General features: G+C 67.9%; 18 protein-coding genes and 1 pseudogene. 8 read left to right on the forward strand and 11 right to left on the reverse strand.

Going from position 1 to position 15,744, the window contains the following annotated elements:
• Window positions 1-368: pseudogene (locus I7S92_RS15125) on the forward strand (hypothetical protein); the annotation flags it as partial.
• 3 nt (window positions 369-371) lie between these two features.
• Here I7S92_RS15125 and mbfA read toward each other — a convergent pair.
• The gene (gene mbfA / locus I7S92_RS15130; protein ID WP_197645850.1) at window positions 372-1,373 is read right to left on the reverse strand and encodes an iron exporter MbfA; all 1,002 of its coding nucleotides are present in this window, start codon (window positions 1,371-1,373) and stop codon (window positions 372-374) included.
• 132 nt (window positions 1,374-1,505) lie between these two features.
• On the opposite strand from mbfA, the gene I7S92_RS15135 reads away from it, so the two are divergent.
• The gene (locus I7S92_RS15135; RefSeq protein WP_197645852.1) at window positions 1,506-1,673 is read left to right on the forward strand and encodes a hypothetical protein; all 168 of its coding nucleotides are present in this window, start codon (window positions 1,506-1,508) and stop codon (window positions 1,671-1,673) included.
• Window positions 1,674-1,737: 64 nt separating this feature from the next.
• Window positions 1,738-2,364, forward strand: coding sequence for a TetR/AcrR family transcriptional regulator (locus I7S92_RS15140; RefSeq protein WP_197645854.1), 627 nt, complete (start codon window positions 1,738-1,740; stop codon window positions 2,362-2,364).
• 84 nt (window positions 2,365-2,448) lie between these two features.
• Here I7S92_RS15140 and I7S92_RS15145 read toward each other — a convergent pair whose 3' ends face one another.
• From I7S92_RS15145 to I7S92_RS15170, 6 genes are all read right to left on the reverse strand, one after another.
• Complete coding sequence (locus tag I7S92_RS15145; RefSeq protein ID WP_197645856.1) at window positions 2,449-3,726, reverse strand: bifunctional folylpolyglutamate synthase/dihydrofolate synthase; 1,278 nt, start codon at window positions 3,724-3,726, stop codon at window positions 2,449-2,451.
• Window positions 3,723-4,628 carry an acetyl-CoA carboxylase, carboxyltransferase subunit beta gene (accD, locus tag I7S92_RS15150; RefSeq protein ID WP_197645858.1) on the reverse strand — a complete coding sequence of 302 codons (906 nt, stop codon included), beginning with the start codon at window positions 4,626-4,628 and terminating at the stop codon, window positions 3,723-3,725. Before accD ends, I7S92_RS15145 begins: the two co-directional genes overlap by 4 nt.
• Window positions 4,629-4,732: 104 nt before the next feature.
• Window positions 4,733-5,329 (reverse strand): recombination mediator RecR, encoded by a 597-nt coding sequence (gene recR, locus I7S92_RS15155; RefSeq protein ID WP_197645860.1) that lies wholly within the window; start codon window positions 5,327-5,329, stop codon window positions 4,733-4,735.
• Window positions 5,329-5,682, reverse strand: coding sequence for a YbaB/EbfC family nucleoid-associated protein (locus tag I7S92_RS15160; RefSeq protein ID WP_197645863.1), 354 nt, complete (start codon window positions 5,680-5,682; stop codon window positions 5,329-5,331). Before I7S92_RS15160 ends, recR begins: the two co-directional genes overlap by 1 nt.
• Window positions 5,683-5,736: 54 nt before the next feature.
• The gene (locus tag I7S92_RS15165) at window positions 5,737-6,201 is read right to left on the reverse strand and encodes a GNAT family N-acetyltransferase (protein WP_197645864.1); all 465 of its coding nucleotides are present in this window, start codon (window positions 6,199-6,201) and stop codon (window positions 5,737-5,739) included.
• Window positions 6,198-7,943, reverse strand: coding sequence for a DNA polymerase III subunit gamma/tau (locus I7S92_RS15170; RefSeq protein WP_197645866.1), 1,746 nt, complete (start codon window positions 7,941-7,943; stop codon window positions 6,198-6,200). Before I7S92_RS15170 ends, I7S92_RS15165 begins: the two co-directional genes overlap by 4 nt.
• A 102-nt stretch (window positions 7,944-8,045) precedes the next feature.
• On the opposite strand from I7S92_RS15170, the gene I7S92_RS15175 reads away from it, so the two are divergent.
• Both I7S92_RS15175 and I7S92_RS15180 read left to right on the forward strand, forming a co-directional pair.
• Window positions 8,046-8,846: a glutathione S-transferase family protein gene (locus I7S92_RS15175; protein ID WP_197645868.1), complete on the forward strand. Its 801-nt coding sequence runs from the start codon at window positions 8,046-8,048 to the stop codon at window positions 8,844-8,846.
• Between the two features lie 132 nt (window positions 8,847-8,978).
• Window positions 8,979-9,365, forward strand: a complete 387-nt coding sequence (locus I7S92_RS15180) for a DUF302 domain-containing protein (protein ID WP_197645870.1) — start codon at window positions 8,979-8,981, stop codon at window positions 9,363-9,365.
• A gap of 54 nt (window positions 9,366-9,419) precedes the next feature.
• On the opposite strand, the gene I7S92_RS15185 is transcribed toward I7S92_RS15180, so the two are convergent.
• From I7S92_RS15185 to I7S92_RS15200, 4 genes are all read right to left on the reverse strand, one after another.
• Window positions 9,420-9,887, reverse strand: a complete 468-nt coding sequence (locus I7S92_RS15185; protein ID WP_197645873.1) for a universal stress protein — start codon at window positions 9,885-9,887, stop codon at window positions 9,420-9,422.
• A gap of 95 nt (window positions 9,888-9,982) precedes the next feature.
• Window positions 9,983-10,834, reverse strand: coding sequence for a 4,5-DOPA-extradiol-dioxygenase (ygiD, locus tag I7S92_RS15190; RefSeq protein ID WP_197645875.1), 852 nt, complete (start codon window positions 10,832-10,834; stop codon window positions 9,983-9,985).
• Window positions 10,831-11,439: an HdeD family acid-resistance protein gene (locus I7S92_RS15195; RefSeq protein WP_197645877.1), complete on the reverse strand. Its 609-nt coding sequence runs from the start codon at window positions 11,437-11,439 to the stop codon at window positions 10,831-10,833. The genes ygiD and I7S92_RS15195 overlap by 4 nt, the downstream gene beginning before the upstream one ends.
• A 392-nt stretch (window positions 11,440-11,831) precedes the next feature.
• Window positions 11,832-12,611, reverse strand: coding sequence for a class I SAM-dependent methyltransferase (locus I7S92_RS15200; protein WP_197645879.1), 780 nt, complete (start codon window positions 12,609-12,611; stop codon window positions 11,832-11,834).
• A 133-nt stretch (window positions 12,612-12,744) separates the two neighbouring features.
• Between I7S92_RS15200 and I7S92_RS15205 the strand changes: the two genes are divergently transcribed.
• The 3 genes from I7S92_RS15205 to I7S92_RS15215 are packed head-to-tail and all read left to right on the forward strand — an operon-like array spanning window position 12,745 to window position 15,743.
• Window positions 12,745-13,869 carry an ABC transporter substrate-binding protein gene (locus I7S92_RS15205; RefSeq protein ID WP_197645880.1) on the forward strand — a complete coding sequence of 375 codons (1,125 nt, stop codon included), beginning with the start codon at window positions 12,745-12,747 and terminating at the stop codon, window positions 13,867-13,869.
• A 51-nt stretch (window positions 13,870-13,920) separates the two neighbouring features.
• Window positions 13,921-14,991, forward strand: a complete 1,071-nt coding sequence (locus tag I7S92_RS15210; protein ID WP_197645881.1) for a FecCD family ABC transporter permease — start codon at window positions 13,921-13,923, stop codon at window positions 14,989-14,991.
• Window positions 14,985-15,743, forward strand: coding sequence for an ABC transporter ATP-binding protein (locus I7S92_RS15215; RefSeq protein WP_197645882.1), 759 nt, complete (start codon window positions 14,985-14,987; stop codon window positions 15,741-15,743). The genes I7S92_RS15210 and I7S92_RS15215 overlap by 7 nt, the downstream gene beginning before the upstream one ends.
• Window position 15,744: the final 1 nt, after the last annotated feature.

Here is a 15,744-nt window from a genome sequence, read left to right on the forward strand (position 1 = left end):
GGCTGCAGTTCCTGACCGATGCCCAGATCGGGAAGGTGCTGCACAAGTACCGCAAGAGCCGCTCGACCGAGATCGCCGAGCGGCTGCTGGAGGAGCTGGCCCGGCTGGGCGACCCGGACCAGGACAACATCAGCTTCACCGTCATCAAGGTGAACGACGCCAGCACCCGCCCGAAACAGGACCTCGCCCGCCCCTCCATGGCCGTCGCCCGCCCCAAACGGCTGACAACACTCGCGACGGAACCGATGCTCCTGCCGCTGCAGTTGCATCCCGAAGGGGAAGGGATGCGCGAGGAAATCGCCCCGTTGGGCCAGGAACCGGCGACAGAAGCCCCGGTGACGCCCCGCCGGGTGGCGACGCAGCGATAGGCCTCAGCCGCCTCCGATCAGCACCCCGGCGGCAAAGACCAGCGCCCCGCCGAGGACGACCTGCAGCGCCGCGCGCAGGAAGGGCGTCTCCATGAAGCGGTTCTGGATCCAGGCAATGGCCCAGAGCTCGATGAAGACGACGATGATGGCGATGGTGGTGGCGGTCCAGAAATCCGGGATCAGATAGGGCAGCGCATGGCCAAGGCCGCCCAGCGCGGTCATCACACCCGAGGCCAGCCCCCGCTTGAACGGCGAGCCGCGGCCGGAGAGCACGCCATCGTCATGCGCCGCCTCCGTAAAACCCATCGAAATCCCCGCGCCGACCGAGGCCGCCGCGCCGACGAGGAAGGTCGTCCAGGTGTCCTGCGTCGCGAAGGCAGTGGCGAAGATCGGCGCCAGGGTCGAGACCGAACCATCCATCAGCCCGGCCAGCCCCGGCTGCACCCAGGTCAGGATGAACTGGCGCCGCGCGCTCTGGTCCTCGGCGCTGCGGGCGTCCTCGGTCAGATGGCGCGCTTCCAGCCCCTCGGCATGGGCCTCGTGCCCGGCCTCGGCGGCGGCGAGATCGCCCAGGAGCTGGCGCGTGGCCGCATCCTGGGTCCGGGCGGCTGCGCGCAGGTAGAAGTCCTGGGCCGATTTCTCCATCGCCCGCGCCTCGGCCCGGATCGTGTCCAGGGGCAGCGTCTCGGCCAGCCAGACCGGGCGGCGGGCGTAGAATCCGGCGACATGTTCGCGCCGGAGGAGCGGGATCACCTCGCCGAAACGGGCGCGGTGCAGCTCGATCAGGCGGCTGCGGTGCTGGTCTTCCTCCTGCGCCATGTCCTCGAACACAAGGGCCGATGCGGGATAGTCGCCGCGCAGGCGTTCGGCATAGCTGCGGTAGATGCGAGCGTCGTCCTCCTCGGAGGAGATGGCGAGGGCGAGGACTTCCTGTTCGGAAAGGTCCGAGAAGCGGCGGCGGAAGGTCAGGGCGGAGAGCACGGCAGGATTCCTTTCTAGAATCATTCTAATCTATCCATCCCCATATCGGGCGCAATCGCGCATTCTGAACTGTCGAGTTCAGAATGCGCTTGCAAATTTGAACCGATCAGTTCAGAGACTCGATCTGAACCGATGAGTTCAAAATGGAGTCTTCAAATGCACCGCCTCTTGCTGGCCCTTGCCGTTGCCACGACCTTCTCCGGTCCGGTCGCCGCGCAATCCCTCTCGACCCTGCTGCCGCAGATCAGCTTTCCCGAGACGATCACCGGCCCGTCCACCAAGGATTGTCCGGCGGAAAGGCAAGGGTGTCAGGTCCAGGAGTGACCCGCAGCGCCGCCCGCTTGCTGTGCCGGGCCCCGATCATCTATGGTCGGGCCATGGGTGTGCGATGAACGTCATTTCCGATCAGCGGGTCCGGCGCGGCCGTAAGTTCGGCCAGGTGCTGGACGGCGCACGCAAGGTGTTCATGCGCGACGGGTTCGAGCGGGCGTCGGTCGACGACATCGCCCGCGAGGCGGGGGTGTCGAAGGCGACGATCTACGCCTATTTCCCCGACAAGCAGCTGCTTTTCCTGGAGGTGGCGCGCGGGGAATGTCTCCGCCAGACCGAGGAAGCCGAGGCCATGGTCACGGCCGAGGTGCCGGTGCGCACCGCGCTGACCATCGCGGCCGAGCGGATCGTGGCGTTCCAGCTGTCCGACTTCGGCCAGCGCATGTTCCGTATCGTGGTGGGCGAGGGCGAGCGTTTTCCGGGTCTCGGCCGCCAGTTCCATGACTTCGGTCCGGGCCTGATCCACGCCCGGCTGGTGCACCACCTGGGATCCTACGTCGCGCAGGGGGCGCTGCGGATCGACGATCTCGATCTTGCGGCCGACCAGTTCGCGCAACTGTGCAAGGCGTCGATCCACGAGAAGCTGATCTTCAGCATGACCGAAACGATCACGCCCGAGCTTGCCCGTCGCAGCGTGCACGGCGCGGTGGACATGTTCCTGGCGCGTTACGGGGTGGGGGGCTGACGAGCCCTCCTGGTTCGACTTCGTCTTCTCGTCGGCCGGTCCTCTGCGAGGAGTGCACGAAGTGCATCGACGAGCGTTTCGCGGTCACCCGTTCTCGCGCAGCACGGTGCCGGCCAGATAGAGCGAGCCGCAGATCAGCACCCGCGCCTCGGGCGCAACCGCTGCGATCCCGGCCAGCGCCTCGGCGACCGAGCCTGCCGTCACCGCCTGCAGCCCCGCCGAACGGGCGGCGTCGCGGGTTGTTTCGGCGGGCAGGGTGTTCTTCTCGCCCGGGATCGACACGGCGTGCAGGCAGGTGACATGCGGCGCGAGCGGGCGCATGTAGCCGGTCACGTCCTTGGTGTTCAGCATGCCGCAGATCAGATGCGTCTCGCGCCGGGCCAGCCGGGCCAGCGTCGCCGCCACCGCCTCGCCCCCCGCGGGATTGTGGCCGCCGTCGAGCCAGAGTTCCACCTGCGGCGCAAGCTCGACCAGCGGGCCGTGGCGCAGGCGCTGCATCCTTGCGGGCCAGACGGCACGGGTCACCGCCGCCTCGCAGGCGGCCTCGTCGCGGCCAAGCGCGCGCAGGGCGGCGATGGCGGCCCCGGCGTTCTGGATCTGGTGCGGGCCGGGCAGGTTCGGAAGCGGCAGGTCGAGAAGACCGTTCTCGTCCTGATAGACCAGCCGTCCACGATCCTCGGACACATGCCAGTGTTGCCCGTAGGCCAGCACGGGGGCACGCAGCCGGGCGGCGCGGGCCTCGATCACCGCCAGCCCCGCCTCGGACTGCGGCCCGACGATCACCGGCGCGCCGCGCTTGATGATCCCGGCCTTTTCCCCGGCGATCTTCTCGATCGTGTCGCCAAGGAAGGCCTCGTGGTCCAGGCTGATCGGGGTCAGGATCGTCAGCCGGGGCTGGTCCACCACATTCGTCGCGTCCAGCCGCCCGCCAAGGCCGACTTCCAGCAGCGTCCAGTCGGCCGGGGTCCGGGCGAAGGCCAGGAAGGCGGCGCAGGTGGTGATCTCGAAGAAGGTGATCTCGTCCGGTCCGTTCGCGGTCACGCATTCGTCCAGCAGCGCGGTCAGCGCGGGTTCCGAGATCAGCTCTCCAGCCAGGCGGATGCGTTCGTGGAAGCGCGCCAGATGCGGCGAGGTATAGGCGTGGACGCGGTCGCCCCCGGCCTCGAGCCCCGCGCGGATCATCGCCTGGGTCGAGCCCTTGCCGTTCGTCCCGGCCAGATGGATCACCGGGGGAATGCGGCGCTCGGGGTGGCCCAGCACCTCCAGCAGTCGCTCGACGCGCGCCAGGGTCAGGTCGATGACCTTGGGGTGCAGCGTCATCATCCGCTCGAGGATGACGTCGGAACCTTGCGTCGCGGTCATGCTTCGGTTTCGGCCTTGTCGACCGGCGGCGGCAGGTCGCCCCGGATCGCGGGGGGCTGGCCGGTCAGCATGCGGATCAGCGTGACCAGTTCCTCCTTCATCGCCTTGCGATGCACCACGCGGTCCAGCATCCCGTGGTCCAGCAGGTATTCGGCGCGCTGGAAGCCTTCGGGCAGTTTCTCGCGGATCGTCTGCTCGATCACGCGCGCCCCGGCAAAGCCGATCTGGGCGTTGGGTTCGGCGATCTGGACGTCGCCCAGCATCGCATAGCTGGCGGTGACGCCGCCAGTCGTGGGATGGGTCAGGACGACGATATAGGGCAGGCCGGCCTCTTTCAGCATCTGCACCGCGACGGTGGTGCGCGGCATCTGCATCAGGGAGAGCATCCCCTCCTGCATCCGCGCGCCGCCCGAGGCCGAGAACAGGACCAGCGGACGCTTCAGCTTCACCGCACGCTCGGCCGCCGCGATGATCGCGTTGCCGACATACATGCCCATCGACCCGGCCATGAAGCTGAAGTCCTGCGCGGCGGCGACTACGGGCGTGCGGTTCACCTCGCCCTCGGCCACCAGCATCGCGTCCTTCTCGCCGCTGGCCTTCTGCGCGGCTTTCACCCGGTCGGGATATTTCTTCTGGTCACGGAAATGCAGCGGATCGGCGACGGGTTCGGGGACCTTCACCTCGGTGAAGATGCCGCCGTCGAACAGCGCCTCGAACCGCTCGCGCGGGGTGATCGCCATGTGGTGATCGCAGGTCGAGCAGACGTTCAGGTTCGCCGAAAGCTCACGGTGGAACAGCATGGTTCCGCATTCGGGGCACTTCGTCCACAGGTTCTCGGGCACCTCGCGGCGGGAAAACAGCGAGTTGATCTTCGGACGGACGTAGTTGGTGATCCAGTTCATTTGGCGCCTGTTCTGCCCCTTGCGTCAGGTGTTCCAGATATGCCGGCGGGGGAGGAAATGCAATCGGACACGGGTCTGCTGGCGGTTGCGCCCCCGGTCCCGGCCTAAAGCCGCCGCCGCGCCCGGAGTGCCGCACCGATCGTGCCGTCGTCGAGATAGTCCAGCTCGCCCCCGACCGGCACGCCCTGCGCCAGGGTCGTGATCTGCGCCTGCGTTCCCGCCAGCGCGTCGGCGATGTAATGCGCCGTGGTCTGGCCATCGACGGTGGCGTTCAGCGCCAGGATCACCTCGCGCGTGCTCTCCTCGGCCACCCGGGAGACGAGGCGGGGGATACCGAGGTCCTCTGGCCCGATCCCGTCCAGCGCCGAGAGCGTGCCGCCCAGCAGATGATAGCGACCGCGGAACGCCTGCCCGCGCTCCATCGCCCAGAGGTCGGCGACATCCTCGACCACGCAGATCTCGCCGGTGGCGCGGGCGGGATCGGTGCAGATCGGGCAGAGATCGGTCGTCGAGATATTGCCGCAGACCCGGCAATCCTTGGCGGAAAGCGCCACCTCGGCCAGGGCCTGGGCCAGGGGCGCCATGAGTTGCGCCCGCTTCTTCAGCATGGCCAGCACCGCCCGGCGGGCCGAGCGGGGGCCGAGGCCCGGCAAGCGCGCCATCAGATCGATCAGCGTCTCGATGCCGGTGCCGTCGGCCATCAGAACGGCAGCTTCACGCCGGGCGGCACGCCCATCGATTCCGCCAGGCGGGCCATTTCCTCGTCGGTGCGGGTCTTGGCCTTGGCCTGGGCGTCGTGGATCGCGGCGAGGATCAGGTCCTCGACCACTTCCTTCTCGCTCGCGACCAGGATCGAGGGATCGATGTCCAGCCCCGTCACCTCGCCCTTGGCGGTGGCGCGCGCCTTGACCAGGCCGGCCCCGGCCTCGCCCATGACCACCGTGCGGGCCAGTTCGGCCTGCAGTTCGGTGATCTTCGTCTGCATCTCGGTGGCGGCCTTCATCATCTTGGCCATGTCGCCAAGCCCGCCCAATGCACCCAGACCCTTCAGCATCTCGTTCTCCGTCCGTTTCAAGTGAGATACGGGCGCGGAGCGGGCGGCGCAAGGTCAGGGCGTGGCGCGGAGGAGCATTCGACGTGGCAAGAAGCCTTCGGAGCGGAAGAAGGCATGGGCCTCGTGGTTCCCCTCCCAGGTATCCAGCAGGATCTCGTCGACCCGAAGCTCGCGGGCAAGGGCGCGTGCGGCCGCCAGCAGCGCCTTGCCATGGCCCTGCCGCCGGGCCTCGGGGGCGACGGCGATGTGGTCGATCATCAGGCGGCGGATCGTGGGCGAGAAGATCGACGCCTCACGCTCTTGCAGGCTGCAGAGGGCATAGCCGACCGCAGGGTCGCCGGCCAGGAAGGCGGTGACGGCGGGGTCGGCCAGGCGCGCGGCGAAATGGGCGGTCAGTGCCTTGGGGTCGGGATGGGGGTGGAAGGTGTCGGGGTAATGTTCCGCGTGCCAACCCTGCAGGTGGGCGTTCAGCCAGGCGAGGGTCGCCGCGTCCTTGGGTTCGGCGCGGCGGGGGATCATTCCTCGAACGGGTCCCAGTCGTCGCCGACCTCGGGTTCCGCCAGCGGCAGCGCGGCCTCGGCGGCCTGGGCTGCGATGGCCTCGGGGGCGCGGACTTCCGTGATCTCCGCGCCGGGGAAGGCGGTCAGGATCGCCTGCACCAGCGGGTTTTCCGCCGCCTCGGCCTTCACCTGCGCCAGTTCGCTGTCGCGCGCCTCGGCAATGGTGGGCGCGCCGCCGGAGGCCACGACCGAGACGCCCCAGCGCGCGCCGGTCCAGCCTTGCAGGCGCTGGCCGAGGCGGGCGGCAAGGTCGGGCTTCGCGCCGGGTGCGGGCTCGAACTCGATCCGGCCGGGGGCGTAGCGGGCGAGGCGGAGGCCGGTTTCCACTTCGTTCAGCAGCAGCATGTCGCGCTTGGAACGGATCAGCTCGATCAGCTGGTCGAAGGTGGCGTAGACCTGAAGCTGGCTTTCGGCCAGGACCGGAGCGGCGGCGGTCATGGTCGGACCGCGAGTCGGTGCAGCGTGGACCGGAGCCAGCCGTGGCGCGTGGACGGTCCCGCCGCCTGCTGGGGCGCCGCCCGGCATCCCGGCGGGACGCGGGCTGTCGGCAAGCTTCTTCACCAGAGTCTCGGGGTCGGGCAGGTCGGCGACATGGGTCAGGCGGATCACCGCCATCTCGGCCGCCATCATCGCGTTCGGCGCCAGGGAGACCTCCTCGATGGCCTTCAGCAGCATCTGCCACATCCGCGTCAGCGCCCGCATCGGCAGGCGGGAGGCCATATCCTGCCCGCGCGTCTGCTCATCGGGCGGGGTCGTCGGATCCTCGGCCGCCGAGGGGTTGATCTTGATGACGGAAATCCAGTGCGTGATCTCGGCCAGGTCGCGCAGCACGGCCATCGGGTCGGCCCCGTCGGCATATTGGGCGCTGAGTTCGGCCAGGGCGGTCGCGGCGTCGCCCTTCATGATCAGATCGAAAAGGTCCAGCGTGCGGCCCCGGTCGGCGAGGCCCAGCATGGCGCGGACCTGGTCGCCCGTCGTCTCCCCTGCCCCATGCGCAATCGCCTGGTCCATCAGGCTCATCGCGTCGCGGACCGAGCCTTCGGCGGCGCGCGTGATCAGCGCCAACGCGTCGGGGGCGAGCTTCGCGCCCTCGAGCTCGGCCACCTTGGCGAGGTGGGCCATCATCACCTCGGGCTCGATCCGCTTCAGGTCGAAGCGCTGGCAGCGCGACAGGACCGTGACGGGGACCTTGCGGATTTCGGTGGTGGCGAAGATGAATTTGACGTGGGCGGGGGGCTCCTCCAGCGTCTTCAACAGCGCGTTGAAGGCGGCGGTCGACAGCATGTGCACTTCGTCGATGATGTAGACCTTGAAGCGCGCGGAAGCGGCCCGGTAGTGGACCGAGTCGATGATCTCGCGGATGTCGCCGACCCCGGTGCGGCTGGCGGCGTCCATCTCCATCACGTCCACATGCCGCCCCTCGGCGATGGCGCGGCAGGGTTCGCAGACCCCGCAGGGCTCGGTCGTGGGCCCGCCGGTGCCGTCCGGGCCGACGCAGTTCAGTCCCTTGGCGATGATCCGCGCCGTGGTGGTCTTGCCGACCCCGCGCACCCCGGTCATCACGAAGGCATGGGCGATGCGGTCGGCCGCGAAGGCGTTCTTCAGGGTGCGGACCATCGCCTCTTGCCCGATGAGGTCGGCAAAGGTCTGGGGGCGGTACTTGCGGGCAAGGACTTGGTAGGCGGGAGTCGCGTCAGTCATGCCGCCACCTTAGCCGGGGCCGGGCGGCAGGGGCAAGCAGGGGAGGTGACTTTGCCCCACGCCTGTGCTTGCATCGCGCGACCTTGCCGCCGGACCCTTTCAATGAACGCAAGACATATCGTCCATCACATCCCCGTCTGCCCTTTTTCGCAGCGGCTGGAGATCCTGCTGGCCCTGCGCGGGCAACGGGATGCCGTGGAATTCCGGGTGGTCGACATCACCAGGCCGCGCGCGCCCGAACTGCTTGCGAAGACGCGCGGGACGACCGCGCTTCCGGTGCTGGAGACGCCGGACGGCAGGATCCTGAAGGAAAGCCTGGTGATCCTGCGCTATCTGGACGAGACGCTGCCCGGCCCGATGCTGCGCCGCCATGATCCTGCCGAACATGCGGTGGAATCCATGCTGATCGGCCGGGAAGGCCCGTTCACCACGGCCGGCTACCTGTTCGTGATGAACCAGGACCGCGCCCGCCGCGACGAGCATGAGGCGAAGCTTCTGGCGATCTACCGCGATCTGAACGCCTTCCTGCTGGAGCACAACCCGGCCGGCACTTTCCTGTACGACAGTTTCGGCCTGGCCGAGGCGGTGTTCACGCCGATGTTCATGCGTTTCTGGTTCCTGGACTATTACGAGGGGTTCCAGCTGCCCGATACCTCCGACTACCACCGCGTCCGCGCCTGGGTGCAGGCCTGCCTTGCGCATCCCGCCGCCGGGCAGGTAACGCGCGAGAAGATCGTCAAGCTGTACTACGACTATGCCCTTGGGGCCGGCAACGGCGCGCTGGTCAAGGGGCGGAGCGTGTCGAGCTTCGCCTTCACCCCGCACTGGAAGGACCGCCCCTGGCCACCCCGTGGGAAATACGACGGCTCGGCAAGCGACCGGGAGTTGGGGCTTCTCGGCTGAGCAGAGGCGTGAAGTCGTGGTCACCGCTTCGATGTGATAGGGTTGCCGAACCTTCCGGCAGCCCGCAACGGGATGATGGTGCAGGCGTTATAGCCAGAGGCAAGTCTGCAGAAAGCAAGAAAGGACGCGCTGATGACATATACGATCAATCGAGTGATTTCGGGCCAGGACATCGACAGCGTCGATGCGCGGGCGCGCAAGGCCCTGGCGGACAACGGTTTCGGCGTGCTGACCGAGATCGACGTCAAGGCGACGTTGAAGAAGAAGCTTGATGTCGAGATGCCCGCATATCGCATCCTGGGGGCCTGCAATCCCGGAATGGCGCATCAGGCCATCGGGATCGAGCCCAGGGTGGGCGCGATGCTGCCGTGCAACGTCATCCTGCGCGAGACCGAAGGCGGAGTGGAAGTCAGCGCGATCGACCCGGTCGCCTCGATGCAGGCGATCGAGAATGCAGAACTGAAACGCGTCGCGGGCGAGGTGCGCGACCTGCTGGCAAAGGCCGTGGCCGCGATCTGAGGGCGCAGCCACGACTCTTGCGCGCGGTCGGACGATATGGCCCGAGCCGCGCGCTCAGCCCGGAGCGGCCTCTCCGAACAGGACCTCGTCCGGGATATCGAGCCGGGCAACCATGAGGCTGCAGGAAAGCGTGTCGACCAGCGTCGCGGTGACCGACCCCAGCAGCCAGCGCGCCAGGGAGCCCTGCTTGTGGTGCCCGACAACGACCAGATCCGCGCCGGTCTCTTTGGCGATGGCCGTGATCCGCTCGGCCGGCTGGCCGCGCTCCAGCCTCGCCTCGGGGACAAGACCCATGCGCTTCAGACGCGCAACGCCCTCATCCAGGATCTTCTGGATCTCGCCGGCCTTGTCGCTGGACAGATAGACCGGGCTGAGATCGCCGACGAAAAGCTCGGGCACCGGCTCGACGACGGCGACCAGGACGACACGGGCCTTGCACAGCTGGGCCAGCCGGGCCCCTTCGCGAAGGGCGAGCCGGCCCTCGAGAGACCCGTCATAGGCCAGAACGATCGTGCCATACATGACTATCTCCGTCCGTTGCCGATGATGGGAACATCATACTCCCCGGATGGCCTTGGAACAATCGCCCATGTTCCGAACCCGTTACGGACCGGGGTTCAGATGTTGGTCTGGTCCGGCGGCACGCCCTGCGGCAGGGGGGCAGCGCCCCCGGCCTCCTCGCAGGTCACACCCTCCATGCCGACGCCATAGCAGGTCATCGACAGCGACCCGAGCGCATAGCCGCGCAAGAGGGTCTTCGCGTCCGCCTTTTCCGCCGCCAGCCCGGCGGTATAGAGCAGCGGGATGAAATGGTCGGGCGTGGGCACGGCCATGTCATAGTCGGGATGTTCCAGCGATTTCAGGATATCGGCCGGGGCTTCGGTCATCTGGCGGGCGATCATGTCGTCGAACCGCTGCGCCCAGGCGGCGCCGGCATCGGGCTTGTTCCATTCGATCCGGCGCAGGTTGTGCACCACATTGCCGCTGGAGACGATCATCACGCCCTGGCTGCGCAGCTTGTTCAGCTTGGCGGCCAGGTCAAGGTGGTAGTCCATCGGCTTCAGCGCGTTGATCGACAGCTGCACCACCGGAACATCGGCCCTGGGGAAGAGATGGGCCAGGACGCTCCAGGTGCCATGGTCCAGGCCCCACTGGTCATGGTCGGCCCCCACCCAATGCGGCTTGACCACCTCGGCGATCTCGCCGGCCAGCTCCGGCAGGCCCGGCGCCGGATAGTCGAACTCGAACAACTCTTGCGGGAAGCCGTAGAAGTCATGGATCGTGCGCGGCCGCGCCATGGCGGTGACGGCGGTCGCGCCGATGAACCAGTGCGCCGAGACGACAAGGATGGCGCGTGGTCGTGGCAGCGCCTCCCCCAGCCGGCGCCAGGCCTGGGTATAGCCGTTCTCCTCCAGCGTGTTCATCGGGCTGCCATGGCCCAGAAACAGCGCCGGCATCACCTGGTTCATCGCCCAGCCCCCGTGAGTTGCTTCAGTTTCAGGCCCAGCAGGATCATCAGGATGCCGAACAGGACCGCGTAAAGCCCCAGCATCCAGCCCAGCGCCAGGATGCCGCCCTCGGGTGCGGTGAGCATGAACCACAGCACGGCCGCCCCCAGGAGGACCGAGATGAGCCCGCTCAGACCAAGCACCCATTCCCCCTCGATCTCCTTGCGCAGCCGGATCGCGGCGGCGATCTGCGCGGCCCCGGTGACGACCGCCCAGAAGGAAACCATCGACCACAGGAACACCGCCATGACCAGGGTCGCGACCAGGGGCGACAGCACCACCACCACGCCGGTCGCGATCCCGAGAAGGCCGCTGGCGATCAGCCACCCCCAACGCTCGCCCGCACGCAGGTTGGTGACCCCGGCCCAGAGCGCGAAGATCCCGTCGACGAAGGAGAAGGCGCCGAAGACCAGCGTCAGCGCCATGACCGCTTCACCGGGCAGGAGCCAGGCAAGCACGCCGATCCCCAGCGCGATGACCCCGCGCAGGACGAACATCTTCCAGTTGGGCGCAAGCGAACAGAACGGCGAGCGGCTGTCGACATTGTTCGGGAATCCGTCTGACATGGATAACCTCGTATCCTTGTTGTGCCCCCTGCAGGATCGGGCCTGTCCGTGATGTTAAGCCACAAGGTGAAAATCTCAACGACACAAGGTCGCGCGCGGACCACTTTGCCGCGACGCAGTCGGCGACCGGCATCTACGCGTCGAGCACATGGCTGGGGTAATGGAAAGAAGCCGGGCCCGCGCCGCGGCCCCCACGCCCCGGAAGCGGGCCGGACCGAAGGTGCTCTCGTCGATCTCGACCTGGCTGTGGAAGGGACAGCCCGCCTGGGCCAGCTCGGCCATCCCCTGCCGCGCATCCGGCTCCGCGCCGGCGATCTGCCCGCGCCAGGCAGGGCCGCCAGGTCGAGCCAGGTACCGGCACCGCGGCAGGCAAGCGGGGGGCGATCCCGTGCTTATCCTGCCTTGGTTGCGCTGATCGCGTAGCGGTGTTCGCTGCGGCGAAGGAGTGATTTGGCCAGACCAAGGTCCCGCGCCTGTGCACGGTGGATGGCAGCCAGCCGCATGTCGATGCGGATCTCCCGAAACCCGGCCTCCTGCAATAGCGCGGCAACAGTGTCGGCCCGCGCCCCGCGCGAGAAGTGCACCTGAGACAATATCGAGGCATGGCGCAGAGCCAGCTCGGCACCGCATCGCGAATGTGAAGGGCCGGCCAGGCGGGCCAGCAGACGGCCGAGGAAGCTGCGCGTCACGAAATCCCCGTCCACCACCAGCAGCCTGCCGCCGGGGGCCAGCACCCGGAACCACTCTGCGAAGGCGGCCTGCGGATCGACCAGCGTCCAGACCAGGTGGCGGGTTACGATGACGTCCTGCGATGCCGCGGGCAGCATGGTGCGCTCGGCATCCGCCTGCAGGAACGCGACCGGCACCCCGGCCGCCGCGGCCTTGGCGCGGGCGCGGGCGAGCATCGGCTCGGCCCAGTCCAGTCCGGTCACGCGGTAGCCCAGGTCGTGGCAGAGAAGCGCGATCTCTCCGGTCCCCGAGGCAAGGTCCAGCAGTCGCCGCCCCTCGGCCGCGCCCAGATGGCGACGGAACAGCCCCATCCAGGCCGCCCGCTCGGCCCCTACGGCGATCTTGTGGCCGGGGTCCTGATCGAAGGTCGCCGCCCGGTCGGACCAGTAGTCGCGGATCTCGTCCCGCAGGTCGCGATTCGTCAGGGAAGTGGGAATGTTCATTGCGATCAGCTCGTTACCAGCCGGTGGTTCTTGCGGTGGTTAGCCGATCATTTCCGACTAAACAAGTCGGAATATATTGTTGACAAACAAACTAAGGAAATCTAGCTCCTCCTACGACAACCAAGGAGCCACGATGACCCGTCTTCCCACCCTGCTCGGCGCGACTGCGCTGAGCCTGTTCGCAGCCAGCCTCGCGCAAGCCGACACAGTCACCCTCACCGATATTGCCGGACGGCAGGTGCAGGTCGAGACTCCCGTCCAGCGCGTGATCCTGGGCGAGGGGCGGCAGGCGTTCTTCACCGCCGTCCTGGAAACCGAGGACCCCTTCGCCCGCGTCGTGGGCTGGCGCGACGACCTGAGGGAGGCCGATCCGGACAGCTATGCCGCCTATCTGGAGCAATTCCCCGAGATCGGCGCGATCCCGACCTTCGGCGGTTTCAAGGAAGGCACCTTCGACATCGAGCAGGCGGTGTCGCTGGATCCCGACGTGATGATCCTGAACCTCGAGGCGAAGGCCGCGACCGACGAGGCCGGGTATGAGGAAAAGCTCGCCGCGGTGGGCATCCCGATCGTCTACGTCGACTTCCGCGAAAAGCCCTTCGAGAACACCATGAAGTCGATGGAACTGATCGGCCAGCTCTATGGCAGGGAAGACCGCGCGGCCGAGTTCAACGCCTTCTTCACCGCCGAGATGGACAAGGTCCGCTCGGTCATCGCCGCGCAGACCGGGCTGGCCCGGCCGCTGGTCTTCGTCGAACGCGCCGGGGGCTATTCCGAGGATTGCTGCATGTCCTTCGGGTCGGATAACTTCGGCCGCATGGTCGAGGAAGCGGGCGGCACCAACATGGCCGCGCCCTTCATTCCCGGGACCTTCGGCACGGTGAACGCCGAGCAGATCGTCGCCTCGGACCCCGAGGTCGTGGTGGTGACCGGCGGCAACTGGCAAGCCTATGTCCCCGGAGGCGCCTGGGTCGGTGTCGCGCCCGGCGCCGACCTGGCGGTGGCGAAGGACAAGCTTGCCGGGCTGATGCAGCGCCCTGCCTTTGCCGGGACGCGGGCGGTGGAATCCGGTCGGGTCCACGCCATCTGGCATCAGTTCTACAACAACCCCTACAGCTTCGTCGCCGTCCAGCAACTGGCCAAATGGCTGCATCCCGAGCTCTTTGCCGACCTCGACCCCGAGGCCACGCTGAAGGAACTGCACAGCCGCTTTCTGCCCGTGGACTATCGGCCCGGCTACTGGGTCTCGCTGAACTGATCGCATCCGGGCGGCGCATCCCGTGCCGCCCCTCCCGTTCGGGGACCTTCCATGACCAGCCTCGCCGATCTCCAGGTGCCCGCAGAGACAGGGCACCACCCCTACCGCCGGCTTGTCCTGCGGCGCATCCTGATCCTTGCCGGGCTGTCCCTGCTTCTGGCGCTGTCGGTAGCCGTCGATGTCTCGCTCGGTCCTGCCCGTTATGCGTTGGGCGAGGTGGTCGCCACCCTTCTGCAACCGGCGCAGGCCGAGGCGCAGATGCGCATGGTGGTCTGGGAGATCCGGATGCCGATGGCGCTGATGGCGGTGACGGTCGGGGCCTGCCTCTCGCTCGCCGGGGCGCAGATGCAAACCATCCTGGCGAACCCGCTGGCCAGCCCCTTCACGCTGGGAATCTCGGCCGCCGCCAGCTTCGGCGCGGCGCTGGCGATGGTCCTGGGCGTGGCGCTGGTGCCGACCGCGCTGGCGCTGATGGTGCCGATCAACGCCTTCGCGATGGCGATGGTCGCCGCGCTGCTGATCTTCGCACTCTCCACCATGCGGGGCGTGACGGTCGAGACCATCGTGCTTCTGGGCATCGCGCTGGTCTTCACCTTCAACGCCCTTCTGGCGCTGCTGCAGTATTTCGCCTCGGAACAGGCGCTGGCCGCCGTGGTGTTCTGGACCATGGGCAGCCTGACCAAGGCCACCTGGACCAAGGTCGCCGTGACGGCGCTGATCCTGGTGATCGTGACACCGCTTTTTGCCCGCCGCGCCTGGGCACTGACCGCGATCCGGCTGGGCGAGACCCGCGCCGCCGCGATGGGGGTGCCCGTGCGCCGGTTGCGGCTGGAGACGCTGGTCCTTGTCTCGGCGCTGGCGGCGGTGCCGGTGTCCTTCGTCGGCACCATCGGCTTCATCGGCATCGTCGGTCCGCATATCGCGCGGCTTCTCCTGGGCGAGGACCAGCGCTTCTTCCTGCCGGGCTCGATCCTGGCCGGGGCGCTGATCCTGTCGGCCACCTCGGTCCTGTCCAAGGCGATCCTGCCCGGCGCGGTCCTGCCGATCGGGATCATCACCGCGCTGGTCGGCGTGCCCTTCTTCGCCACCCTGATCTTCACCCACGGACGTCGCCAATGGTAAGCCTGCAACTGAACGCGGTCGAGGCGCGCTATGGCCGCAAGGTCGTCTATGCCGAGGCTTCGACACCCGAGATCGCCGGGGGCCGCCTGACCGCGCTGGTCGGGGCCAACGCGGCCGGCAAGTCCACGCTCTTCCGCCGGATCGCCGGGCAACTGGCCGGCAAGGGAGAAGTCAGGTTCGTCGGTGCCGGGCTGCACGACTTGCGCTACATGCCGCAGGACACCGGCATGACCGCAGCCCTCAGCGTCTATGAATCGGTGATCCTTGCGCTGAAACAAGGCCGGGGCGGCTGGCGGATGGGGGCGGGCGAACTGGCCGCCGTGGACGAGATCCTTGCCGGCCTGAAGATCACGGCCCTCTCCGGCCGGCCCCTGTCCGAGCTGTCCGGCGGCCAGCGCCAGCTGGTGTCCATCGCCCAGACGCTGGTGAGCCGACCCCGCATCGTCCTGATGGACGAACCGACCTCCGCGCTCGACCTCTACCGGCAATACGAGGTGCTGGAATACCTGCGCCTCTACGCCGCCGACACCGGCTCGGTGACGATCCTCGCGCTCCATGACCTGAACCAGGTCATGCGCGCCTGCACCATGACCATCGCGGTGGCGGAAGGCCGCATCGTTGCCGCCGGCCCGACGCTGGAAACATTACGGCCAGAGCTGATCCGCCAACTCTACGGCATCGAAGCCAGGGTGGAAACCTGCTCGCGGGGCTGCCCGATGATGATCGTGGACCGGGCGGTTCGGGAGGGGTAGC

The sequence above is a fragment of the Tabrizicola soli genome (assembly GCF_015999335.1).
Taxonomy (GTDB): Bacteria; Pseudomonadota; Alphaproteobacteria; order Rhodobacterales; family Rhodobacteraceae; genus Tabrizicola; species Tabrizicola soli.